Annotated in this window: 19 protein-coding genes; 11 read left to right on the top strand and 8 right to left on the bottom strand. The window is 66.9% G+C overall.

Annotated elements, in window-relative coordinates:
• Positions 1–21: 21 nt before the first annotated feature.
• The 3 genes from ASE02_RS21655 to ASE02_RS21645 all read right to left on the bottom strand — a co-directional run bounded on the left by ASE02_RS21655 (position 22) and on the right by ASE02_RS21645 (position 1,496).
• Positions 22–462 (bottom strand): SRPBCC domain-containing protein, encoded by a 441-nt coding sequence (locus ASE02_RS21655; RefSeq protein ID WP_056737318.1) that lies wholly within the window; start codon positions 460–462, stop codon positions 22–24.
• Positions 459–791, bottom strand: coding sequence for a helix-turn-helix transcriptional regulator (locus ASE02_RS21650; RefSeq protein ID WP_056737316.1), 333 nt, complete (start codon positions 789–791; stop codon positions 459–461). Before ASE02_RS21650 ends, ASE02_RS21655 begins: the two co-directional genes overlap by 4 nt.
• A 78-nt stretch (positions 792–869) precedes the next feature.
• A complete protein-coding gene (locus ASE02_RS21645) occupies positions 870–1,496 on the bottom strand; it encodes a TetR/AcrR family transcriptional regulator (protein ID WP_056737314.1) in 627 nt (208 codons plus the stop codon).
• Positions 1,497–1,639: 143 nt separating this feature from the next.
• Here ASE02_RS21645 and ASE02_RS21640 point away from each other — a divergent pair, with 143 nt between their 5' ends.
• The 5 genes from ASE02_RS21640 (at position 1,640) to ASE02_RS21620 (ending at position 11,682) form a co-directional block, all read left to right on the top strand.
• Positions 1,640–2,827 (top strand): efflux RND transporter periplasmic adaptor subunit, encoded by a 1,188-nt coding sequence (locus ASE02_RS21640; protein WP_056737312.1) that lies wholly within the window; start codon positions 1,640–1,642, stop codon positions 2,825–2,827.
• A 161-nt stretch (positions 2,828–2,988) separates the two neighbouring features.
• Positions 2,989–6,162: an efflux RND transporter permease subunit gene (locus ASE02_RS21635; RefSeq protein WP_056737310.1), complete on the top strand. Its 3,174-nt coding sequence runs from the start codon at positions 2,989–2,991 to the stop codon at positions 6,160–6,162.
• Positions 6,159–7,562, top strand: coding sequence for an efflux transporter outer membrane subunit (locus ASE02_RS21630; protein WP_056737308.1), 1,404 nt, complete (start codon positions 6,159–6,161; stop codon positions 7,560–7,562). Before ASE02_RS21635 ends, ASE02_RS21630 begins: the two co-directional genes overlap by 4 nt.
• A gap of 145 nt (positions 7,563–7,707) precedes the next feature.
• Positions 7,708–9,192, top strand: a complete 1,485-nt coding sequence (locus ASE02_RS21625; protein ID WP_156406170.1) for an NAD(P)/FAD-dependent oxidoreductase — start codon at positions 7,708–7,710, stop codon at positions 9,190–9,192.
• A 213-nt stretch (positions 9,193–9,405) separates the two neighbouring features.
• Positions 9,406–11,682 (top strand): TonB-dependent receptor, encoded by a 2,277-nt coding sequence (locus ASE02_RS21620; RefSeq protein ID WP_056737304.1) that lies wholly within the window; start codon positions 9,406–9,408, stop codon positions 11,680–11,682.
• A 71-nt stretch (positions 11,683–11,753) separates the two neighbouring features.
• Here the strand turns inward: ASE02_RS21620 and ASE02_RS22750 are convergent, their stop codons facing one another.
• From ASE02_RS22750 to ASE02_RS21600, 4 genes are all read right to left on the bottom strand, one after another.
• Positions 11,754–12,353 carry a PEPxxWA-CTERM sorting domain-containing protein gene (locus ASE02_RS22750; RefSeq protein ID WP_082602269.1) on the bottom strand — a complete coding sequence of 200 codons (600 nt, stop codon included), beginning with the start codon at positions 12,351–12,353 and terminating at the stop codon, positions 11,754–11,756.
• A 202-nt stretch (positions 12,354–12,555) separates the two neighbouring features.
• A complete protein-coding gene (locus ASE02_RS21610; RefSeq protein ID WP_056737300.1) occupies positions 12,556–14,055 on the bottom strand; it encodes an FAD-binding protein in 1,500 nt (499 codons plus the stop codon).
• Entirely contained in the window at positions 14,055–14,276 is a 222-nt protein-coding gene (locus ASE02_RS21605; protein ID WP_056737298.1) for a hypothetical protein, read from the bottom strand. Before ASE02_RS21605 ends, ASE02_RS21610 begins: the two co-directional genes overlap by 1 nt.
• A gap of 4 nt (positions 14,277–14,280) precedes the next feature.
• Positions 14,281–15,804 (bottom strand): FAD-dependent oxidoreductase, encoded by a 1,524-nt coding sequence (locus ASE02_RS21600; RefSeq protein WP_056737296.1) that lies wholly within the window; start codon positions 15,802–15,804, stop codon positions 14,281–14,283.
• Positions 15,805–15,898: 94 nt separating this feature from the next.
• On the opposite strand from ASE02_RS21600, the gene ASE02_RS21595 reads away from it, so the two are divergent.
• From ASE02_RS21595 to ASE02_RS21570, 6 genes are all read left to right on the top strand, one after another.
• Positions 15,899–16,768 (top strand): LysR family transcriptional regulator, encoded by an 870-nt coding sequence (locus ASE02_RS21595; RefSeq protein ID WP_056737294.1) that lies wholly within the window; start codon positions 15,899–15,901, stop codon positions 16,766–16,768.
• Between the two features lie 111 nt (positions 16,769–16,879).
• The gene (locus tag ASE02_RS21590; RefSeq protein WP_056737292.1) at positions 16,880–18,166 is read left to right on the top strand and encodes an aconitase/3-isopropylmalate dehydratase large subunit family protein; all 1,287 of its coding nucleotides are present in this window, start codon (positions 16,880–16,882) and stop codon (positions 18,164–18,166) included.
• Positions 18,166–18,666, top strand: coding sequence for a 3-isopropylmalate dehydratase (locus ASE02_RS21585; protein ID WP_056737290.1), 501 nt, complete (start codon positions 18,166–18,168; stop codon positions 18,664–18,666). The genes ASE02_RS21590 and ASE02_RS21585 overlap by 1 nt, the downstream gene beginning before the upstream one ends.
• Entirely contained in the window at positions 18,663–19,547 is an 885-nt protein-coding gene (locus ASE02_RS21580; RefSeq protein ID WP_056737288.1) for an oxaloacetate decarboxylase, read from the top strand. The genes ASE02_RS21585 and ASE02_RS21580 overlap by 4 nt, the downstream gene beginning before the upstream one ends.
• 10 nt (positions 19,548–19,557) lie before the next feature.
• Positions 19,558–20,505 carry a polysaccharide deacetylase family protein gene (locus ASE02_RS21575; RefSeq protein WP_056737286.1) on the top strand — a complete coding sequence of 316 codons (948 nt, stop codon included), beginning with the start codon at positions 19,558–19,560 and terminating at the stop codon, positions 20,503–20,505.
• On the top strand, positions 20,492–21,406 hold the full coding sequence (locus ASE02_RS21570; protein ID WP_056737284.1) for a polysaccharide deacetylase family protein: 915 nt from the start codon (positions 20,492–20,494) through the stop codon (positions 21,404–21,406). Before ASE02_RS21575 ends, ASE02_RS21570 begins: the two co-directional genes overlap by 14 nt.
• Before the next feature lie 42 nt (positions 21,407–21,448).
• Here the strand turns inward: ASE02_RS21570 and ASE02_RS21565 are convergent, their stop codons facing one another.
• Entirely contained in the window at positions 21,449–22,144 is a 696-nt protein-coding gene (locus tag ASE02_RS21565) for an isochorismatase family protein (protein ID WP_056737282.1), read from the bottom strand.
• Positions 22,145–22,365: the final 221 nt, after the last annotated feature.

Below are 22,365 nucleotides of genomic sequence, written 5' to 3'. Positions count from 1 at the left end.
TTCCTTGAGGCGTGTTCGGCGTCAGGCCAGCAGGCGTTCCAGCCGGTCCAGGGATTCGGTCCAGCCGCCGTTGTGGCTGTCGCGGGCGGGCTCGTCGAAGAACTGCTCGTGCAGCAGGGTGAGTTCGACGCCTTCGCTGACGGGCTGCAGCGAGACGGTCACCAGGGACTCGCGTTCCGGCATGGTGATCCAGGCCCAGCTGAAGACCAGCCTTCGATCCGGCTCAACCTCGCGATAGACGCCGCTGACGTCGTGGATCTCTCCGCTCTCGGTCTCGCGCATCACCACCCGGAACTTGCCGCCGACCCGCACATCAGTCTCGGCGCTGACGATGTGGGTGTGGTTGGGGCCAAACCACTGGGCCATGACCTTTGGATCGGTCCAGGCGGCGTAGACCGTTGTCGGGGAGGCCTTCAGGCGGCGCACGAGCGTCAGGCTGGGTCGGGTGGCGAGCGTGGTCATGGCTTTTGCTCCACGATGGTGGCGAGGCGATCGAGGCTTTCGGTCCAGAAGCGTTGATGGCGGTCGAGCCACTCCATCGCCGCCTTCATCGGCTCGGCGTTGAGCTGGCAATCGACCGTGCGGCCGGTCTTGCGGCGGGTCACCAGCCCAGCGTCGGACAGCACGTCCAGGTGTTTCATGACCGCCGGCAGCGACATGGGCAGGGGGCGGGCCAGTTCGCTGACCGACAGGGTCGGTTCGGCGACTAGCCGCGCGATCAGCGCGCGCCGGGTCGGATCGGACAGGGCCGCAAATGTGCGGTCGAGCGTGTTTGTTTCAAACTTAACCATTGAGTTAAGTGTCGGCTGGGCGCGAGGTCTTGTCAACCGCCGTTCAGCCGGGCCTCATTGGTGTCGTTCGCCCTGAAGCTACTGGTCGAGGTACTCGCGGATCAGGGCGCGGGCGGTGCGCGGCAGCATCCGCGCCGGGCCGTCGTTGGAGAGCGTCACGCGCGCCATGTACGAGCCCTCCAGCAACAGCATCAGCCCGTCACCCAGTTCGTCGTCCTGGGCGCCGGCGGCGCGGGACATCTCGATCAGGCGGCGATGGGTTTCGCGCTTGTGCTCCTGGGCGACCAGGAAGGCCGGGTGGTCTGGCTCATGCAACTCGACGGCGGCGTTGCAGAGCGCGCAGCCCTGCGCCTCCTCGCCGGATGACTTGTTGGCGAAGGCCTCGAACAGCCCTTCCAGTTTTTCGCGCGGCGTGTCGAAGGCGGCGACCACCTCGTCCCACCAGGCCCAGCCTTCGCGGGATTGCTCGCGCAGCACCTCGGCGACCAGTTGGTCCTTGGACGGGAAGTTTCGATAGAGGCTCATCTTGGTCGCGCCGGCCTCGGCGGCGATCGACTCGACGCCCACGGCGCGGATGCCGCGGCGATAGAACATGTCACGCGCCGTCTCGAAGATACGGTCGCGCGCGGGCCTGCGAGACGGCTCTGCCGGCTCGGCGGACACGGCCGGAACACCCGGCGCAGAATCTCTCCCCAACGTTTTCATATTTCCTCGCATTGACGTGCGAGTGACCGGTCAGTATCTATGCCCCAAGCGATACCGACCGGTATCGTCACATCTCCTTAAAATCACCGACTGCCCGACGCGTCAAGCGCGGGTCGCCGCGACAGTTTGGCCGGAGCCATCCCATGTCCGTGAAGTCCTTCGCCTCTGTCGGCTCCGTCCTCGCCTTGGCGCTCTTTGTCGCCGGTTGCGGGGCCAACGCCCAACAGACCTCCAACGAACCGCCGCCGCCGCAGGTTTCCGCCGCGCCGGTGGTCTTCAAGTCCCTTCGCCAATGGGACGAATTCACCGGCCGGCTCGAACCGGTCGAGCAGGTCCAGATCCGTCCGCGGGTCGGCGGCTATATCGACAGCGCCAGGTTCCAGGAGGGAACCCAGGTCCGCAAAGGGCAGGTGCTGTTCCAGATCGACCCGCGGCCCTTCCAGGCCGAGGTCAATCGCCTGGCGGCCGAAACCGACTCCGGCCGCGCCAAGCTGGAGCTCGCCAGCGCCAATCGCCAGCGCGGCGAGCGGCTGGTGGAGCAGGGGGCCCTGGCCCGCAGCGAGTTCGAACGCCTGACCTCGGAGGAAAAGGCCGCCCGCGCCTCGCTGGAGGCGGCCTCGGCCGCCCTCAACGCCGCCAAGCTGAACCTGGAATTCACCCGCGTGACCTCGCCCATCGACGGGCGTGTCTCCCGGGCGATGATCACCGCCGGCAATCTGGTGACCAGCGCCGACCTGCTGACCACCGTGGTGTCGGAGAACCCGGTCTACGCCTCGTTCAACACCGATGAGCAGACCTTCCTGAAGTACGCTCAGGGCGCGCGAGGCCGTCCCAGCCCGGTGTTCATGGGGCTGATGACCGAGGACGGCTATCCCCATGAGGGCAAGCTGGTCTTCGTCGACAACGCCATGGACGCCGGGTCCGGCACCATCAACGGCCGGGCGCTGTTCACCAATCCGGACGGCCGGTTCACCGCCGGTCTCTTCGCCCGCATCCGGTTGGTCAGCGATGCATCGGAGTCGGTCGCCCTGGCGCCTGACCGGGCCGTGGCCGCCGATCTCGGCAAGCGCTTCGTGCTGGTGGTCGGACCCAAGAACGTCGCCGAATATCGCGTCGTCACCCTGGGGCCGAAGGTCGGCGATCTGCGGATCATCCGCACCGGCCTCAAGCCCGGCGAGGTCATCATCGTCGGCGGCGGTCAGCGGGTGAAGCCTGGCCAGACCGTCGCGCCGACCCGGGTGGCCTTCAAGCTGCCGACGGCGGCCCTGGCCCAGGTCGAGGTCAAGCCGATCCAGACCGCCGCGCTCGAGACCAAGGTTCGCGCCGACTAAAGAGACGAGCCCTCCGGCTCTTCGCCATCCACCTCCCTCGGCGGGGGAGGGTCTGACGGACATCGTTGGATGCTCCTCCCGCTGGAGGAGCTGGCGGCGAAGCCGACTCTGAACCGATCCCAATCCAGGCGCGCCGACAGAGCCGCCAAGGAACCCCTCTCATGAACTTTTCCCGGTTCTTCGTGGACCGGCCGCGGTTTGCTGCGGTCTTGTCCATCATCATCTTCGTGGCCGGGCTGATCGCTCTGCCGCGGCTGCCGATCAGCGAATATCCCGAAGTCGTGCCGCCCACCGTGGTGGTTCGTGCGGCCTTTCCCGGCGCCAACCCCTCGGTGATCGCCGAGACGGTGGCCTCGCCCCTGGAGCAGGCGCTCAACGGGGTGGAGGGGATGCTCTATCAGTCGTCCCAGTCGACCGCCGACGGGGTGATGACCCTGACCGTCACCTTCGCGCTGGGGACCGATCTCGATAAGGCCCAGGTGCAGGTCCAGAACCGCGTCGCCCAGGTGCTGCCCAAGCTGCCCGCCGAAGTGCAGCGAGCCGGGGTGGTGACCAACAAGGCCTCGCCCGACCTGACCATGGTCGTGCACCTGATCTCGCCCGACAAGCGCTACGACATGCTCTACCTGTCGAACTACGCGCAGCTGCGGATCAAGGACAACCTGGCCCGGATCGACGGCGTCGGCGACGTGCAGATGTTCGGGTCCGGCCCCTACGCCATGCGCGTCTGGCTGGACCCGGAGAAGGTCGCCTCGCGCGGCCTGACCGCCGGCGACGTGTTGCGCGCCATCCGCGAGCAGAACGTCCAGATCGCCGCCGGCCAGCTCGGCGCGCCGCCCGCGCCGGGCGCCTCGGACTTCCAGATCGCGATCAACGCCCAGGGGCGCCTGACCGACGAGGACGACTTCCGCAACATCATCATCCGCACCGGCAAGGCCGGCGAGATCACCCGCCTGGGCGACGTGGCGCGGATCGAGCTGGGCTCCTCCAGCTACGCCCTGCGCTCGCTGCTCGACAACCAGCCGGCCGTCGCCCTGCCAATCTTCCAGCGGCCGGGCTCCAACGCCCTGCAGATCTCCCAGAACGTTCGCGCCACCATGGCCGAGCTGAAGAAGGAGTTCCCCGAGGGCGTCGACTACAAGATCGCCTACGACCCCACCGTCTTCGTGCGCGGCTCCATCGACGCCGTCAGACACACCCTGATCGAAGCCATCCTGCTGGTGGTGATCGTGGTGGTGCTGTTCCTGCAGAGCTGGCGCGCCTCGGTGATCCCCTTGATCGCCGTGCCGGTGTCGTTGATCGGCACCTTCGCCGTCATGCACATGATGGGCTTTGGCCTGAACACGCTCACCCTGTTTGGCCTAGTCCTGGCGATCGGGGTGGTGGTCGACGACGCTATCGTCGTGGTCGAGAACGTCGAGCGGAACATCGAGGCCGGACTTCCGCCCAAGGAGGCCTCCCGCAAGGCGATGACCGAGGTCACCGGCCCGATCATCTCCACTGCCCTGGTGCTCTGCGCGGTCTTCGTGCCGACCGCCTTCATCAGCGGCCTGACCGGCCAGTTCTATCGCCAGTTCGCGCTGACCATCGCCATCTCGACCATCATCTCGGCCTTCAACTCCCTGACCCTGTCGCCGGCCCTGGCCGCTGTGCTGCTGAAGCCGCATGACGCGCCGAAGGACCGCTTCCAGAAGCTGATCGACGCGGCCTTCGGCTGGCTGTTCGGACCGTTCAACCGGTTCTTCGCCAAGTCGTCGCATGGCTATGTCCGCGGCGTGTCGAAGATCCTGGGCAAGTCGACCGTGGCCATGGCGGTCTACGGCGTGCTGGTGCTGCTGACGGTCGTCGGCTTCATGAAGACCCCGACCGGCTTCATCCCGACCCAGGACAAGCAGTACCTGGTCGCCGCCGCCCAGCTTCCCGACGCCGCCTCCCTCGATCGCACCGAGGCGGTGATCCGGCAGATGAGCGACATCGCGTTGAAGACGCCTGGCGTCGAGAGCACCATCGCTTTCCCGGGCCTCTCGATTAACGGCTTCACCAACAGCCCCAACGCCGGGATCGTCTTCGTGACGCTTGATCCCTTTGACAAGCGTAAGGGCAAGGGGCTCTCGGCGGGAGCTCTCTCTGAGGAGCTGAACGCCAAGTTCGGGGCCATCGAGGACGGCAATGTCGCGGTCTTCCCGCCGCCTCCGGTTATGGGGCTGGGCACCATCGGCGGGTTCAAGATCCAGATCGAGGACCGCGCCGGCCTGGGGGCTGAAGAGCTCTACACCCAGACCCAGAACATCATCACCAAGGCCGGCAAGGAGCCGTCGCTGACCGGTCTGTTCTCCGGCTTCCAGATCAACGTGCCGCAGATCACCGCCGATATCGACCGCGAGAAGGCGCGCGCCCAAGGCGTCTCGCTGACCGACCTGTTCGAGACCATGCAGGTCTACCTCGGTTCAGTTTATGTGAACGACTTCAACCGCTTCGGCCGTACCTATGAAGTGGATGTGCAGGCCGATCAGCAGCACCGCCTGGAGCCGGAGGACGTGCTGCGCCTGCAGACCCGCAACGGCGAGGGTCAGATGTCGCCGCTCGGTTCGTTCGTCACCCTGCGCCAGACCACCGGCCCGGACCGCGTGACCCACTACAACGGCTATCTGTCGGCCGAGATCAACGGCGGTCCGGCGGTCGGTTTCTCGTCCGGCCAGGCCGAGAAGGCGATGCAGACGCTCGCTCAGTCCGAGCTGCCCAACGGCATGGGCTATGAGTGGACCGAGTTGACCTATCAGCAGATCCTGGCCGGCAACACCGCGGCCCTGGTCTTCCCGCTCTGCGTGCTGCTGGCCTTCCTGGTGCTGGCCGCCCAGTACGAAAGCTGGAGCCTGCCGCTGGTGGTCATCCTGATCGTGCCGATGACCCTGCTGTCGGCCTTGGCCGGCGTGTTCTTCACCGGCGGCGACAACAACATCTTCACCCAGATCGGGCTGATCGTGCTGGTGGGGCTGGCCTGTAAGAACGCCATCCTGATCGTTGAGTTCGCCAGGGACAGGGAAGCGCACGGGGTTCCAACCTGGGACGCGGTGCTCGAGGCCTGCCGCCTGCGGCTGCGACCGATCCTGATGACGTCGCTGGCCTTCATCATGGGCGTGGCGCCGCTGGTCTTCGCCCATGGGGCAGGGGCTGAAATGCGCCAGGCGATGGGTGTGGCGGTGTTCGCCGGCATGCTGGGCGTCACCTTCTTCGGCCTGCTGCTGACCCCGGTCTTCTACATCCTGGTCCGCCGTTTCACCGGCCGGACTCATGCGGCCAAGGCCGCGGCCGCCACCCCGGAGGCGCACTCTTGAACCCCTTCCGACTAACCGCCTCGGCCCTCTTCGCGCTCAGCCTCGCGGCCTGCGCGGTGGGGCCGAACTACAAGACCCCAGGCACCGCGCCGGCGGTCTTCCACAACGCCGATCCAGCCGCCTTCATCGCCGCCAACCCCGAGGCGGCCTGGTGGCGACAGTTCGAAGATCCCGTTCTGGATCAGCTCGTTACCCGCGCGCTCTCAAGTAACCTCGACCTCAAGGTCGCGGTGGCGCGGGTGGCGGAGGCCAGGGCGCTGTTCACCGACCAGCGGCTGGACCAATTGCCACGTGTCGGCGTCGCCGGCGGGGCGACCCAGAGCCGTCAGCAACAGCCGGGATCGGGCGAGGCCAGGGTCGAGACCGAGAGCTATCAGCTCGGCTTCGACGCCGCCTGGGAGCTCGACCTGTTCGGTCGGGTGCGTCGCGGCGTCGAGGCGGCCGGCGCTGACGCCGACGCCGCCCGCGCCGATCTTCGCGACGTCCAGGTCAGCGTCGCCGCCGAGGTGGCCCGCAACTACTTCGAACTGCGCGGCGCCCAGGCGCGGCTGGGCGTCGCCCGTCGCAACCTGGACACTCAGCGCGACACGGTGCGGATCACCCAGGCGCGGTTCGATGTCGGCGGCGCCGATCCCATCGACATCCTCAGCGCCAAGGCCCGTCTCAGCGCCACGGAGTCCACCATCCCGACCCTGATCACCCGCGAGCGGCAGGCGGCCTATCGCCTCGCCGTCCTGGTTGGCGAGCGGCCGGGCGCGTTGGACGACCTGCTGACGGCGGGCGAGGGACGTAGCGCGCCCTTCGCCAAGGCCTTGCCCATCGGCGAGGCGGGCGAACTGTTGCGCAGGCGGCCCGACATCCAGGCGGCCGAGCGCCGGCTGGCCGCTCAGACCGCTCGCGTCGGCGTCGCCACCGCCGATCTCTTCCCCAGGGTGCGGGTGACCGGCTTCGTTGGTTTCCTGGCCGGGGACCTGTCCTCGTTGGGCGAGGGCGCGAGTAAGGCCTGGTCGGTGGCGCCCAGCGTCACCTGGCCGGGGCTCGACCTCGGCGGCGCGCGGGCCAGGCTGCGGGCGCAGCAGGCGCGGGGTGACGCCAGTCTGGCGCTCTATGACCAGACGGTGTTGCGGGCGCTGGAGGACGTGGAGAACGCCCTGGTCAGCTACGGCCAGCGCCAGTCGCAGCTCCGCAGTCTGACCGATCAGGCCGCGGCCTCGCGGCGCGCCGCCGAACTGGCGCGGGTCCGCTACAAGGAGGGCGGCCTCGACTTCCTGGTGCTGCTGGACGCCGAGCGGACCCTGCTGGCGGCCGAGGACGCGGTCAGCGTCGCCGAGACCGGCGTCAACACCGACGTGGCGGCGGTCTACAAGGCGCTGGGCGGCGGCTGGCCCGCGGCGGAATAGACCGGGCAAGGCGGGGCGCCCGAGCCGGCGCTCCGTCAACTTATCAATGATCACTTGGCGCGAGCCCTTGGACGTAGCATGATGTCCAACAACTGTTTGACGGATGCTTCGGCGAAGTTCGGAGGTCCATGCGAGGAATAACCAGGTGGCGGTCGAGCACTTTGACGTACTGATCGTGGGCGCCGGCCTGTCGGGCATTGGCGCCGGCTACCATCTGCAGGCCAATTCTCCGAACAAGACCTATGCGATCTTAGAGGGACGCGAGGCGATCGGCGGCACCTGGGATCTGTTCCGCTATCCGGGCATCCGCTCGGACAGCGACATGTACACCCTGGGCTATTCCTTCAAGCCGTGGAGCGGGGCCAAGGCCATCGCCGACGGCCCCTCGATCCTAAAATACGTGCGCGATACCGCCGTCGATCACGGCATCGACCGCCACATCCGCTTCGGTCATCAGGTGAAGCGCGCCTCCTGGTCCTCGGCCGACGCCAAGTGGACCGTGGAAGCCGAACGCGGGCCGGGCAGGGACGTGGTCCAGCTGACCTGCAACTTCCTTTTCATGTGCAGCGGCTACTATGACTACGCCGAGGGCTACACCCCCGACTTCGCCGGAACCGACCAGTTCCCCGGCCCGATCCTGCATCCCCAGAAGTGGCCGGAAAACCTCGACTACTCGGGCAAGAAGGTGGTGGTGATCGGCAGCGGCGCGACCGCCGTGACCCTGGTGCCGGAGATGGCCAAGCAGGCGGCCCACGTGGTCATGCTGCAGCGCTCGCCGACCTATGTGGTTTCGCGACCCGCCGAGGACGCCGCGGCCAACTGGCTGCGCGAGCATCTGCCCGCCAAGCTCGCCTATGGGATCACCCGCTGGCGCAACGTGCTGTTCGGCATGCTGTTCTTCAACATGGCCCGCAAGAAGCCGCAGCAGACCAAGGAACGCATCCTGGGCATGGTGCGCGAGCACCTGGGGCCGGACTACGACGTCGATAAGCACTTCACGCCCAGCTACAACCCGTGGGACCAACGCCTGTGCCTGGTGCCGGACGCCGACCTGTTCGAGGCGATCAAAGGTGGTCGGGCCTCGGTGATCACCGACCACATCGACACCTTCACGGCCAAGGGCCTGAAGCTGAAGTCTGGCCAGGAGCTGGAGGCCGACGTCATCGTCACCGCCACCGGCCTGAAGATGCAACTGCTCAGCGGCATGGAAGTCACCGTCGACGGCGAGCGGATCGATCTCTCCAAGACCGTGTCCTACAAGGGCATGATGTACAGCGGGGTGCCGAACCTGGCCTCGGCCTTCGGCTACACCAACGCCTCCTGGACGCTGAAGTGCGACCTGACCTGCGAATATGTCTGCCGGTTGCTGAACCATATGGACCGCAGGGGCCTCAAGCAGGCGACTCCGCAAAAGAACCCGGTGGTCGATGAGGCGCCTTGGCTCGACTTTTCCTCGGGCTACGTTCAGCGCGGCGTCGGGCAGTTCCCCAAGCAGGGGGTGAAGAAGCCCTGGAAGCTGAACCAGAACTACGCGCTCGACCTGCTGGCGCTGCGCTTTGGGGCTGTCACCGACGAGGCGATGGAGTTCTCCAAGCCCAAGGCGCCTGAGCGGGAGAAGATCAGCGCCTAGAGCGCTGATATTGCACCGATAACATCTCCGCCCGGCCGTCCGACTGGCGTGCGGTCTCCAAGCAACGAGTGCTAATCCGGCTGTTCATCGGCCGGACGTTTAGGCATGGCTGGAAGGTTTTCAGCAGCTTTTGAGGCGTAGAGGGGGCGCCTGGAATACGCCCCGAAGACGAGGACGCCGCCTGTCGCGCCCTCGTAAAAATGAGGACTGCTCGTGAAATCTCGCCTCCTATGCGCCGCCAGCCTGTCGGCGCTGCTTCTGTCCGCCGGCGCCGCGCTCGCCGCGGACGCCACGGCTGCCGGAGGCTCGGTCGACGAATTGATCGTGACCGGCGAGAAGGTCACCCGCAGCCTCCAGGATACGGTCGCCAGCGTCGCCGTCGTCACCGCCAAGCGGATCGACGACGAGAACATCCAGACCTTCGGCGACATCATCAACCGCACCGCCAACGTCGCTGAAACCTATGGCGCGTCGGGCTTCTCCATTCGCGGCGTCAGCAATATCGGCGTCACCGGCGCCGGTAACGGCGGACTGACCACGATCTATGTCGACGGCGCGGCGGTTCCCGACTGGGGGCTGAGCAATGGCCCGCTCGACATGTGGGACGTCGGTCAGGTCGAGATCCTGCGCGGTCCGCAATCGACCCTGCAGGGCCGCAACGCCATGGCCGGGGCGGTGGTGATCCGCACCCAGGATCCGACCTGGGAATGGGCCGCGAACGGCCGTGTCCTGCTGTCGGACGCCGGCGACCGCTCGGTCGCGCTGGCTGGCGGCGGCCCCATCGTCGCCGACCAACTGGCGTTCCGGTTGGCCGTCGAGGACCGCCACGCCGACGGCTTCATCTACAACACCACCCGCAAAGAGGACGAGAACGCCCGCGATGCGACGACCATCCACGCCAAGCTGCTGATGACGCCGCAGGGCGTCCCCGGCCTGACCGCGCGCGCGTCCTGGCTGCATGACGAGCGGGACGGCGGATACGCCTTCACCTACGCCCGCACCGACGTGCCGGACGCCGCCAAGCATCGGGTCAGCACCTCCGATCATCCGAACTACAGCGACGGCGTGACGGACATCCTCACCCTGGCCGCCGACTACGAGATCTCCGAGCGTCTGACGCTGTCTGGCCTCACGACCTGGAGCCGCCTGGATCTGAACAGCAGCTTCGACATGGACGGCGGGCCGACCAGCGAGGCGTTCGGCGCCGAGGACGTGACCGACAAGACCTTCTCGCAGGAGGTGCGTCTCCAGTATCAGGGCGAACGGATTTCCGGCCTGTTGGGCGGCTATTACGCCAACCGCCAGCAGGACGTCACCCTGACCAACCGGACCAGCGTGCCGACCCCGACCTCGACCCTGGTCGGCGTGTTGATGAGCCCGCCGTTCGGCCTGGACGCCCAGACCGCCGGTTTCGCCGCGGGGCTCTATACCGCCGCGCTGCCGGTTGTTCCGGTGAACTTCCGCGGAGCTTCGACCGAGGAAATCAAGACCGTGGCCCTGTTCGGCGACGGGCGTTTCGAACTGACGCCGCAGCTCTCAGTGCTCGCCGGCTTCCGCTACGACCGTGAAGAGAACGTCCAGGACGTCGACCAGATCGCGACCTTCGCCGGCCGCTATCCGAACCCGGCCGCCTTCGGGACGCTTGCGCCGGTGATCGGCGGCCTCAACCAGGTGGTGGGGATGTTTGTGGGTCAAGCCGCCGCGACGGCGCCGCGCACCAGCCGCAAGTTCGAGGCGTTCCTGCCCAAGCTCGGGCTGAAGTACGACATCACGGACGACGCCTCGGCGAGCTTCGTGGTCCAGCGCGGCTACCGCTCGGGCGGGGCCTCCGTCAATGTCGCCCGCGGCGACATCGTGTCCTACGATCCGGAATACACCTGGAACTACGAGCTGGCCCTGCGCTCGACCTGGCTGGACGACGCCTTGAGCGTCAACGCCAACGCCTACTATGTCGACTGGACCGACCAGCAGGTGCTCGTGAATCTAGGCGGCAATCTCTACGACACCCAGATCGAAAACGCCGGCAAGTCGCACCTCTACGGCGCGGAACTTGAGGCGGCCTATCGGGTCAGCGCCCGGTTCGACGGCTACGCCTCGATCGGGACCAGCCGCACGAAGTTCGACGACTTCACGGTCAGCCCGGGCGGGAGCTCAGTCGATCTGTCGGGGTCGGAGTTCGCCTTCGCCCCGGAATGGACCTGGGCGGTGGGCGGAAACTATCGCTGGGATAACGGCTTCGTCGCCAATCTGAACGCCAGCTATCGCAGCAAGGCGTTCAGCGCGGCGGGCCCTGGCCAGGAGAACTTCGCGATCGACGCGCGCACGCTCGTGAACGGGAAGTTCGGCTACGAGACCACCCACTGGAGCGCCTCGATCTTCGCCAAGAACATCTTCGACGAGCAGTACGTGCAGTACGAACACGCCTCGCAGAACCGGGCGATGTTCGGTGATCCGCGCGTCGTCGGCGCGGTCCTCGAAGCGCGTTGGTGATCGATTAGGACGAACGCGGCCCTGGCCAGGCTTGCCTGGCAGGGTCGCGTTCGTCGCTGCGGCGCCAGTTCCTAGGCCGTGAGGCGGCGGCGGGTTCTCAAGGCTGTTCCGGCCATTCCAAATCCCGCGATCATCATCGCCCAGGTCGCCGGTTCCGGAACTGCCGATAACTGGGTCACGGTCAGCGAGTAGTTGAAGGTGCCGCCGGAGAAGTCTTCGCCTTCGAGATCGAGATACGCATTCTCGAACTTGGTCTCCAGGTAGAGCGGCGTTCCCACAGGGATGGAGTAGGCGTCGTAGTAGCCGATATCGGAGTCGAAGAAGCTGTACAGCGTCTTCGGTACGGTGAACGTCCAAAATCCGTACGTGCCGTTGCCACTATGATCGCTGTAGATGTCGCCGTCGTTGCCTTCGATATTTTGGCTATGAGGCTTGGGCGCCGGCGCGAAGAAGACGTCCCAATGCTCCGTGTAGGTCCCGCCGAAGAAGAAATCGATGGGCGCGGAACTGGTTAGTTCAATGGTGTAGGTGCCGGCTCCCGGAAGGGAGATCCCATTGAAATTGAAATAGGAATCGGCGCCGGTATTCTGGAATATGACAGTGCTGGCCAACGCCGGCCCCGCCACGCTGATCGCCGCAGCGGCGGCGGCCACACCGAGTAATCGTCTCATCTACCTGCTCTCCCGTAGTTGAGAGTTAACCATCTACAGTGGTGCGCTGGGTGTCCAGTCTGTTTGCGGGCCGGCGTGCGGTCGAGCGTTCACTGATCCGTGCAATGAGGTCGCGCTGTCCTGGCGGGGCTTGCGCATGGCGCGCGCTCACCTTGGAGGCCATTGGCCTCCAAGGTTTGGGCTGTCGGCCGATCCCGCGCCCCTATCGGAGCGCAGCCTCGCGGCCGGCGATCCGGCCGAAGATCATCGCCTCGGTCAGGAATGCGCCGTTCTGGTAGAGGTTGGAGAAGATCGAGCCGAGTTCGCCAGCTTCATAGAGGCCGGTGATTGGGAGGCCGTCCTGGCCGATGACCTGGGCCTTGCCGTTCCGCTCGCCGCCGCCCGTTGAGCAGATGACGCCGGGCACCAGTTCGGCGGCGTAGAACGGGCCCTGCAGGGGCCGCATCGAGGCTGTGTCGCGTCCAAACGGGCAGGGCAGTTCGCCTTGGGCCGCGGCGTTGTAGGCCGCTAGAGCCTCAGCGAGCGCGGCTTCCGGTCGGCCGATCAGGCGGGCCAGGTCCTGGATGGTGTCGGCCTTGACGATCCAGCCCTTCTCGACCTCGGCGCTGTTGTCGGCGCTCCATTCATAGCCTTCGACCACCGTGTTCCAGGTCATCAGCGAGGTGATGATCGGCCCGGCCGTCCGGGTGGTTTCGTCGAAGATCATGTGGACGGGCAAGGTCCGCCAGTGCGGGGCGTCCTGCCAGCGGCCGTTCTCGTCCTGATGGTAGTGCCGCAGGCGGTGGTGATAGCCCTCGTCGTAGAACCGCTTGTGGTCGGCCCCGATCTCCATCCAGCCGCCGTCAGGCATGACCACCGCGCGCAGGAAGGCCGCGTCATAGCCGTCGACCTTGATCGCCGGCCAGTTGCCGCTGGACTGGGTGAAGTTGCGCATGTGCCAGAGCTTGGCCCCGGCCTTCTGCAACATGCGCACGCCGTCGCCGGTGTTGGCTGGCGAGCCCAGCGGCAGGATGCGGTCCGCGCCCCAATAGTTGCGCTGCATCTCGGCGTTCGCCTCGTAACCGCCGCAGGCCAGGATCACGCCGCCGCGGGCGCGAACCGCCAGCCGCCGGCCGTTTTGTTCGACGATCACCCCGAAGATCTCGCCGCTGTCAGGATCCTGGATGAGGTCCACGACGGGGCTTTCATAGTGCAGGGCGATTTCCGGGCGGCGCAGGACATGGTCGCGGAAGGTGCGCCAGACGCCGGACGGATTGGGCTTGATGGTGGAATTGTAGGCGATGGCTTCTTCGGCGCCGAGTTCGGGGAATTCGACGATGGTCTTGAGGTCGGTCCAGCCCATGCCCTCGCTGTAGTCGCCGCCGACCTCCGCCGCCTTGGCCTGGATCCAGGGCTCCAGCTCGACCAGGGCCTGCGCCCAGGTGCGCAGCAGCTCCTCGGAGATGGGGTTCGGCTGGTTGAGCTTGCGTTGATAGGCGATGACCGCCTCGAGCTGGTCGGGACGAGCGATCCACAGCGCCTGGCCCGACACGCGGCTGTTGCCGCCGCAGCGGGCCTCTGTCGCTTTCTCGAAGATCGCCACCTTGGCGTCGGTCCGCGTTTCCACCGCCTCCACCGCCGCGACGCAGCCGGCGACGCCGAAGCCGACCACGGCCACGTCCAGTTCGAGATCCCAGGTCTTGATCGATTGAAGGCTGGCCATCAGGCGGTCTCCGACTTGCGTGACTTGAAGAGGGCGGCGACCAGCATCTTGAGGATGGCGGGGCGCATCGCGGAACGGGCGAGGACCAGCATCTCGGCGGGCGACATCTCGACCGTGCAGGGCATGGCGTTGGCGACGCCGGAGAAGGTGATCCGCTCGCCGGCGACGCCGACCTCGCGGATCTCCACCGCCAGCTTGATCGCCGGGGTTTTCACCAGCATGGGATCAGGCCTCCCCGCCGTCGGCGTCCCAGGGGCTCAGCGCCAGGGCGCTGGCCGCGGCCGCCCGTCCCGAGATCATCGCTTCGGTGAGATAGGAGCCGTTCTGGTAGAGGTCGGAGAACATCGAACCGAGTTCGCCAGCCTCGAACAGCCGCGGGATCGGCCTGTCGTCGTGGCCAAGGACGTGGCCGTCGATGGTGCGCTTGGCGCCGCCGCCGGTGCAGACGATCGCCGGCTTGATGTCGACGGCGTAGAACGGGCCAGTTGTGATCGGCGACAGGGTGTCGGGACGGCGGCTGAAGGCCTTGTCCTCGCCCTCGGCGCACGACTGGTTCCAGGCCGCCACCGTGGCGATGAGCTGGTCCGGCGACTTGCCGATCTTGGCGGCCAGTTCCCCGATGGTGTCGGCCTTGACGATCCAGCCGGCCTCGACCTCAGCGACGTTCTCTTCGGACCACTCGTAGTCCTCGACCACCGCGTTCCAGGTCATCACCTCCATCACCAGCTTGCCGGCCGCCCGCGTGGTTTCATCGAAGATCATGTGGACCGGCCCGGCATAGGGCAGGGGCGTGTCCAGGTAACGGCCGTGCCGCTTTTCCTTGTAGTGGGTGAGCTGCAGCTCGTTGGTCTCTGGATAGAAGCGCTTGCCGTCGATATCGACGTCGATCCACGAGAAGGCGGGCAGCAGGAAATTACGCAGATAAACAGTCTCGTAGGCGGGGATCTTCAGCCCCGGCCAGACGCCGCCCGACTGGCCCTGGTTGCGCAGGTGCCACATCTGGGCGCCGGCGCGCTGAAGGATGCGCAGGCCATCGCCGGTGTTGGTCGGCGAGCCCAGCGGGAAGGCGTCGGAGAGGCCGTAATAGTCGCGCTGCATCTGCAGGTCGTTCTCGAACCCGCCGACCGCCATGATCACGCCCTTGCGGGCCTTGATCGCCTGGCGGCCCTGCGGCGTCTCGATGATCATGCCGAGCACCTCGAGGGTCTCGACGTTCTGGACCAGGCGCATGGCCCGGGTCTCGTACATGACCCGCACGTCGCGCTTGTCGACATTGGCCTTCAGCGCCTTCCAGACGCCCGACGGGATCGGCAGGATGGTGGCGGTGTAGGCGACCGCCTCGGCGGCGCCCAGGTCGGGGAACTCCAGCACCGCCTCGCGTTCAGTGAAGCCGGTGCCGCGCAGGAACTCCTGGCCGGCCTCGGCGGCGCGGGCCTTGATCCACGGCTCCAGCTTGGTCATCCGCTCGGCCCACTCTAGAAGCATGTCTTCCGGGATCGGGTTGGCGACCGACATGGTGCGCTGGTAGCGGGCCAGGGCTTCGGCGTTCTTGGAGATCAGCAGCGACTGGCCCGACACCCGGGCGTTGCCGCCGGACCGGGCCTCGGTCGCCTTCTCAATGATCAGGATGTCGGCGTCCGGCGCCAGGTCGCGCGCCTCAATGGCGGCCGACGAGCCGGCGGCCCCGAAGCCGCAGATCAGGATGTCGGTTTCGAAGTCCCAATGCGGAACCGCGCCCAAGCTCTTCATGAATGGTCTCCCTTTGACGGGGAACCTGAGGTTCGGCGGATGGTCCGACCAACGCCCTTTTGTCAAAATGCACAAAACATGGTTGTAGGGTCGGATGGACCTTCGCCAACTCGAGCACTTCGTCGCAATCGTCGAGGCCGGCGGCCAGACCAAGGCCGCGCAATCGGCGGGCGTCACCCAGCAGGCGCTGTCGAAAAGCCTCGCGCGGTTGGAGGCGGAGATGGGCGCGCGGCTGATCGAGCGGACGCCGAAAGGGGTGGCCCCGACCCGGGTCGGGGTGCGGCTGATGGACAGCGCCCGCGCGATTTTGGCCGAGGCGGGACACCTGCGCCGGGATATCGACGAACTGACGGGGCGAGGGCCGGCGTCCCTGGTGGTGGGGCTAAGTCCGATCGCGGCGGCGGGCGAGATCGGCCGCCGGATCGGCCGCTTCCAGGCCGCTCACGCCGGCGTGCGGCTAGACGTCCAGAGCGGACTGGAGATGCAGTTCACCCGCTCGCTGCTCGCGGGCGAACTCGATCTGGCGGTGGCGGCCTCGGTCGAGCCGCCCGATCCGCTGGTCTCGGCCCAGGTGATCGGCCAGGAGCGATGGGTGATCGCCGGTTGCGCCGGTCACACGCTGCTTGAGCCGGCGGTTCGTCTGACGGATCTGGAAGGCGCCAAGTGGCTGTGGGGCCCCAAGGCCGGGGTGCTGGAGACGACCATCGAGCAAGCGTTCAAGGCCTGTGGGATGGCCAGTCCGGTGTCGGAGACCACCACGACCTCGCTGGTCTACGCTATGAACATCATCGCGCGTGAGACGCTGCTCTGCATCTTGCCCAGGTCGATCGTGGCGGAATGGCCAGGAGTCATCTATCGCGACCTCGGAGACGAGGGCTGGTCGACCGACCTGATCCTGATGAAGCGTCGCCGGGCGGCGCCCTCACGCCTGGAACTGACCCTGATCGAGCAAATCGCCGGGTGAGGCGCCTCTGGCGCTTGCGCTCCAGCGTATTATAAAATGATATAAGATTATATCTTTTGGCGCGAACGGCGCTCAAGAGATCCCCGGGACGGAACTCTCGAAGGCGGTGTCATGCGGCGGCGAGCCACGCTGGTCGAAAAGGTGATCGCAAGGGCGACCGGCAAGACGTCGGTTCGCGCTGGCGACATCGTGACCGCGCGCGTCGACCTGGCCTTCGCTCACGACTCCTCGGGGCCACGTCGCTGGAAGCCGATGCTGGCCGAGCTTGGCGCCGGCGTTTGGGACCCGGCCAAGGTCGCCATCGTCTCGGACCACTATGCGCCGGCGGTCGACGCTGAGTCGGCCGAGATCCTCAAGCTCACCCGCGAGTTCGCCCGCGAGCATGGGGTCGCCAACTTCTTCGACATGGCCGGCATCTGCCATCTCGTCCTGCCCGAGCACGGCCTGATCCGGCCAGGCGCCTTCATCGCCGGCGGCGATAGCCATACGCCGATGGCCGGGGCGTTCGGCGCCTATGCGGCGGGCTATGGCGCGACCGACATGGCGGCGATCATCGCCACTGGCGAGACCTGGCTCTCGGTGCCCGAGACGATCCGGGTCGAGTGGTCGGGCGCCTTCATGCGCGGCGTCACCGCCAAGGACGTGATGCTGTTCCTGTGCCGGGAGCTTGGCCTCGACAACGCCTTCCGCGCGATCGAGTACGGCGGCGACACGGTGGCGTCGATGTCGATGGCCGAGCGGATGGTGCTCTGCAATATGGCCGCTGAACTAGGCGCGGACACCGGGGTGATCGCGCCCGACGACGTGACCTTCGCCTATCTGGCCGAGCGCGGCGCGCCGGTGATCGACGAGGCCGCGGCTCGCGCCGTCGCATCCGATCCCGACGCGAAATATTGCGCGGTTCACCGGTTCGACGCCACGGCCCTGGAGCCGCAGATCGCCGCTCCGCATTCCCCCGACAACACCAGCCCGGCCGCCAGCTTCGACGGCGTGCGGATCGAGCAGGCCTATATCGGGGCCTGTGTCGGGGCGAAACTGAGCGACCTGCACATGGCGGCCGAGGTGCTTCACGGACGCAAGATCGCGCCGGGTGTTCGCCTGTTGATCGCGCCGGCCTCATCGAAGACTACGGAAGCCGCCGCTGGGGACGGCACTCTGGCGATCTTGATGGCGGCCGGCGCCACCCTGTTGCCCTCAGGATGCGGCGCCTGCGCCGGGATGGGCGCGGGACTGCTGGCCGACGGCGACGTCTGCATCTCCTCGACCAACCGCAATTTCCAGGGGCGCATGGGGCATGCCGGCGCTAGCGTCTATCTGGGCTCGCCCTATTCGGTCGCCGCCGCCGCGGTCGCGGGCTCCATCATCGACCCGCGCCGCTTGCTGTCAGAGGCCGGCTGATGGGGCGGGCGTTCCTGTTCGGCGACAACATCGACACCGATCTGCTCGCGCCCGGCTACGCCATGAAGCTGCCGCCCGAGGAATTGGCACGCCACTGCCTTGAGGCGATCGACCCGTCCTTCGCCGCGGTCGTTCGCCGCGGCGACGTGGTGGTCGCGGGGCGAAACTTCGGCCTGGGCTCGTCGCGCGAGCAGGCGGCGGTCTCGCTCAAGCTGCTGGGCGTCAGCGCGGTGCTGGCGGTCTCATTCGCGCGGATCTTCTACCGCAACGCCATCAATCTCGGCCTGCCGGCGATCATCCTGCCGCTCGCCTGCGAGATCGAGGCGGGCGACGAATTGTCGATCGACCCGGAGGCGGGCCGTGTCGAGAACCTGACCCAGGCGCGCGGCTACGACGTCGCGCCCATCCCGTCCCACCTCATGGCGATGATCCGCGACGGTGGGCTCATGCCGCATTTGAAGCGCCGGTTGTCGATACGCGGCGCTGGAGTTCCTGAATGACCGAGAGTTTCAAGCAGCGTCTCGCGCGGGCGCCGGCGGTTCTGGCGCCCGGCGCCTACGACGCGCTGACGGCCTTGCTGATCGAGCAGGCGGGGTTTGAGGCGATCTATGTCTCGGGGGCGGCGATCGCCTACACCCAGCTTGGCCGGCCCGATATCGGACTGGTGGCGTTCGATCAGGTCGCCGACGTGGTGGGGCGGATGCGCGAGCGCACCAGCCTGCCGCTGATCGTCGACGCTGACACCGGCTATGGCAACGCCCTGAACGTTCAGCGCACGGTGCGGGTGCTGGAGCAGCGCGGCGCAACCGCTGTGCAGATCGAGGACCAGTCGTTCCCCAAGCGTTGCGGGCATTTGGCCGGCAAGAGCATCGTTCCGATGGCCGAGATGATCGGCAAGGTGAAGGCCGCCGCCGACGGCCGGCGTAGCACCGACACCCTGATCATCGCCCGGACCGACGCCATCGCCGTCGAGGGCATGGACGCGGCGCTGGACCGGGCGTCCGCCTACCTCGAAGCCGGCGCCGACGTGCTGTTCGTCGAGGCGCCGCGCACCCGGCAGGAGATGCAGACGGTGGTCAAGGCGGTCGGCGGCCGCGCGCCGCTGATCGCCAACATGGTCGAGGGAGGGCGGACCCCGATGTTCAACCTCGATGAGTTGAGCGAGCTCGGTTTCCAGCTGGTGATCTCGCCCGGCGCCATCGTCCGGGCGGTGATCCCGGTGGTCGAGGAGTTCCTGGCGTCCTTAAAGACGCACGGCGCCACCAAGCCCTTCGCCGATCGGATGATCGATCTGGCCGGGGTCAACGCCCGGATCGGGCTGGATGAAATCATCGCGCACGGGGCGCAGTACGACCCCGCCGCGAACGAGCCTGCAGAGTAAGGAACTACGCGTGCATTCCGACCCCAACCTGTACGACTACTGGCCCTATCGGGACCGGCCCAAGGTGGTGTGGCCGGGCGGCAAGAAGCTGGCCTTCTGGATCGCCCCGAACATCGAGTTCTACGAGTACGACCCGCCGGTGAACCCGCAGCGGCCGGGCTGGCCCAAGCCGACCCCGGACGTGGTCGGTTATTCGCAGCGCGACTGGGGCAACCGGGTCGGCCATTGGCGGCTGATGGAGCTGATGGACAAGTACGGGATGCGGGGCTCGATCTCGCTGTCGGTCGGCCTGATCGACCACCACCCCGAGATCATCGAAGCCTGCGTGGCGCGGAACTGGGAGTTCTTCAGTCACGGGATCTACAACACCCGCTACAGCTACGGCATGGACGAGGCTCAGGAGCGGGCGGTGATCGAGGACTCGATCCGCACCGTCCAGGCCGCCACCGGCCAGCGCATCCGCGGCTATCTGGCCCCGGCGCTGACCCACACCGAGCGGACCTTCGACCTGATCGCCGAGTACGATTTCTGGTACACCTGCGACCTGTTCCAGGACGACCAGCCGCAGCCGCTGAAAACCGCCTCGGGCAAGCTGCTGTCGATGCCCTATTCGCTCGAGGTCAACGACGTCATCACCTACGGCGCCCAGGCCATGAGCCCCTGGCGTTACGCCGACGTCCTCAAGCGCCACTTCGACCAACTTCTCGAGGAGGCCGAGGCCAGCGGCACGGTGATGTGCATCCCGCTGCACGCCTATCTGGTCAGCCAGCCGCACCGGCTGCGGGCTTTCGAGGAAGCCCTGAAGCACATCTCCAGCCACGCCGACGACATCTGGATCACCACGGCGGCCGAGATCGCCGGGCACTACCGAGAGCACTACTGGGACCAGGCCGTGGGCGACGTCGCGCGCCGTGGACTGGCGACCGGTGGAAAGGGGTTCGCCAATGTCGTTGCCTGAGACCTACCTGACCTATCCGCATCGCGCCTATGGCATGGACCAGAAGCGCTATGACTGGCGCACCTGCGGCGCCCGCCCGCCGATCGCCTGGCCGCAGGGCCGTACGCTGGCGGCCATGATCGTCGTGCCGATCGAGCATCACATGCTCAACCCGACCGGCAAGCCGTTCAAGCATCCGGGCGCCATGGTCACGCCCTATCCGGACCTGCGCCACTACACGACCCGCGACTACGGCCTGCGGGTCGGCGTGTTCCGCATCCTCAAGGAACTGAAGACCGCCGGCCTCAAGGCGACCTTCCCGGTCAACGCCAATCAGCTCGAGCGGCTACGGCCCCTGATCGAGGCGATCGTCGCCGACGGCCATGAGATCGCCGCCTATGGCCTCTCCACCGACCACATCCATTGGGGCGGGCTGGAGCAGGATGTCGAGGCGGCCTGGGTCGCCGAGGTCCGCCAGCGTTTCGACGCCGCTGGCCTCAAGCCACGCGTCTGGATGAGTCCGGCGCGGCAGCAGTCGTTCGCCACCTTGGATCTGATCGCCGAGGCTGGCTTCGATGTTTGCCTGGACTGGGAACAGGACGAGGTCCCGGTGCGGATGCGGACGCAGGCTGGCGAGGTTTCCGCCGTGCCGCTGTCCAATGAACTGGACGACCGCAGCCTGCTGCTGGATCGCCGCCAGACGGAGGATGAGTGGGCGGGCCAGATTCTGGAGGCCGCCGACTATCTGAACTCCGAGGCCGACCGCTTCGGCGGGCGCGTACTTGGCTTCACCCTGACGCCCTATGTGACAGGGCAACCGTTCCGGATCCACGCCCTGCGGCGGATTCTCGCCGGGCTGGCAGGGGACGCTCGGACCTGGACGGCGACGGCCTCCGAGATCGCCGACGCCGCCAAGGGGTAGGGAGCGCCGAGGCGCGGGTTTCGCCCGCGCCTCGGACTATCTTCAGCGCGCTTCCAGCCAGGCCAGGACTTCGGCGGCGTTCACGACGTCGGCGTATTTGAGCTGGAGGTCGGTCAGGTTGGCGTAGTGATAGCTCTCGTGTTTGTCGGCCACGCACTCCTCGGCGACGATGGTGCGATAGCCGTGGCTGAGGCTGTCGATGGCGGTGGCGCGCACGCAGCCCGAGGTCGAGCCGCCGGTGACCAGCACCGTGTCGACCTTGTGCCAGACCAGGTAGCTGGCCAGCTGGGTCTCGAAGAACGCCGAGGGCATCCGCTTGGTGAACACCAAGTCGACGGCGTGGTCGATCTGCGTCCGCGGATCGAAGGCGTGGCGCTCGCTCTCGTACTTGATGTTCTGCAGGCTGTCGGGGGTGTCGGTGCGGGTGCCCCAGACGCCGGCGTCCCCGGCGTCGGCCTTGTAGGCGACATGGCTCCAGATCACCGGCATGCCCTTGGCCCGGGCCGCCGTCGAGATGCGGTTGGTCCAGGTGATCTGGTCGGGATCGGTCACATAGGCGGTCTTCGGAAACAGGTCGGGCCGGGTATAGCCCTGCTGGAAGTCGACATTGACCACCGCCAGCTTCTCGCCAAAGCCGAAGCGGGCCCGGGCCGGATTGGCCTTCACCGCCTCATAGAGCTCTCGCGCAGTCTTGTTTTCGCGGACCATGGTCGGTTCAAACCGCAGCGTCTCATCCATTTTCAACTCCATCTATCCCCGACATGGGCCCGCCAGATCAGGCGCGCGCGGTCACTTTCGCCTTGCCGGTGGTTTGGGCGCCCTGTGCGCGAAAACCGCAAGCGTCTCGAATTCGTCATCTAAAGCCGCCCATCCGCAGGGGAAGGCTTGCAAATGATATAAACATATATCAATCGTTCAAGTCGGAGATCGTCGCGACCACATGAGTTGGACGCACAATA

It is taken from the genome of Phenylobacterium sp. Root700 (assembly GCF_001429025.1).
In the GTDB taxonomy this organism is placed as follows: Bacteria; Pseudomonadota; Alphaproteobacteria; order Caulobacterales; family Caulobacteraceae; genus Phenylobacterium.
Note: the sequence above shows the minus strand (reverse complement) of the source record. Positions and strands in the feature narration are given on the sequence as shown.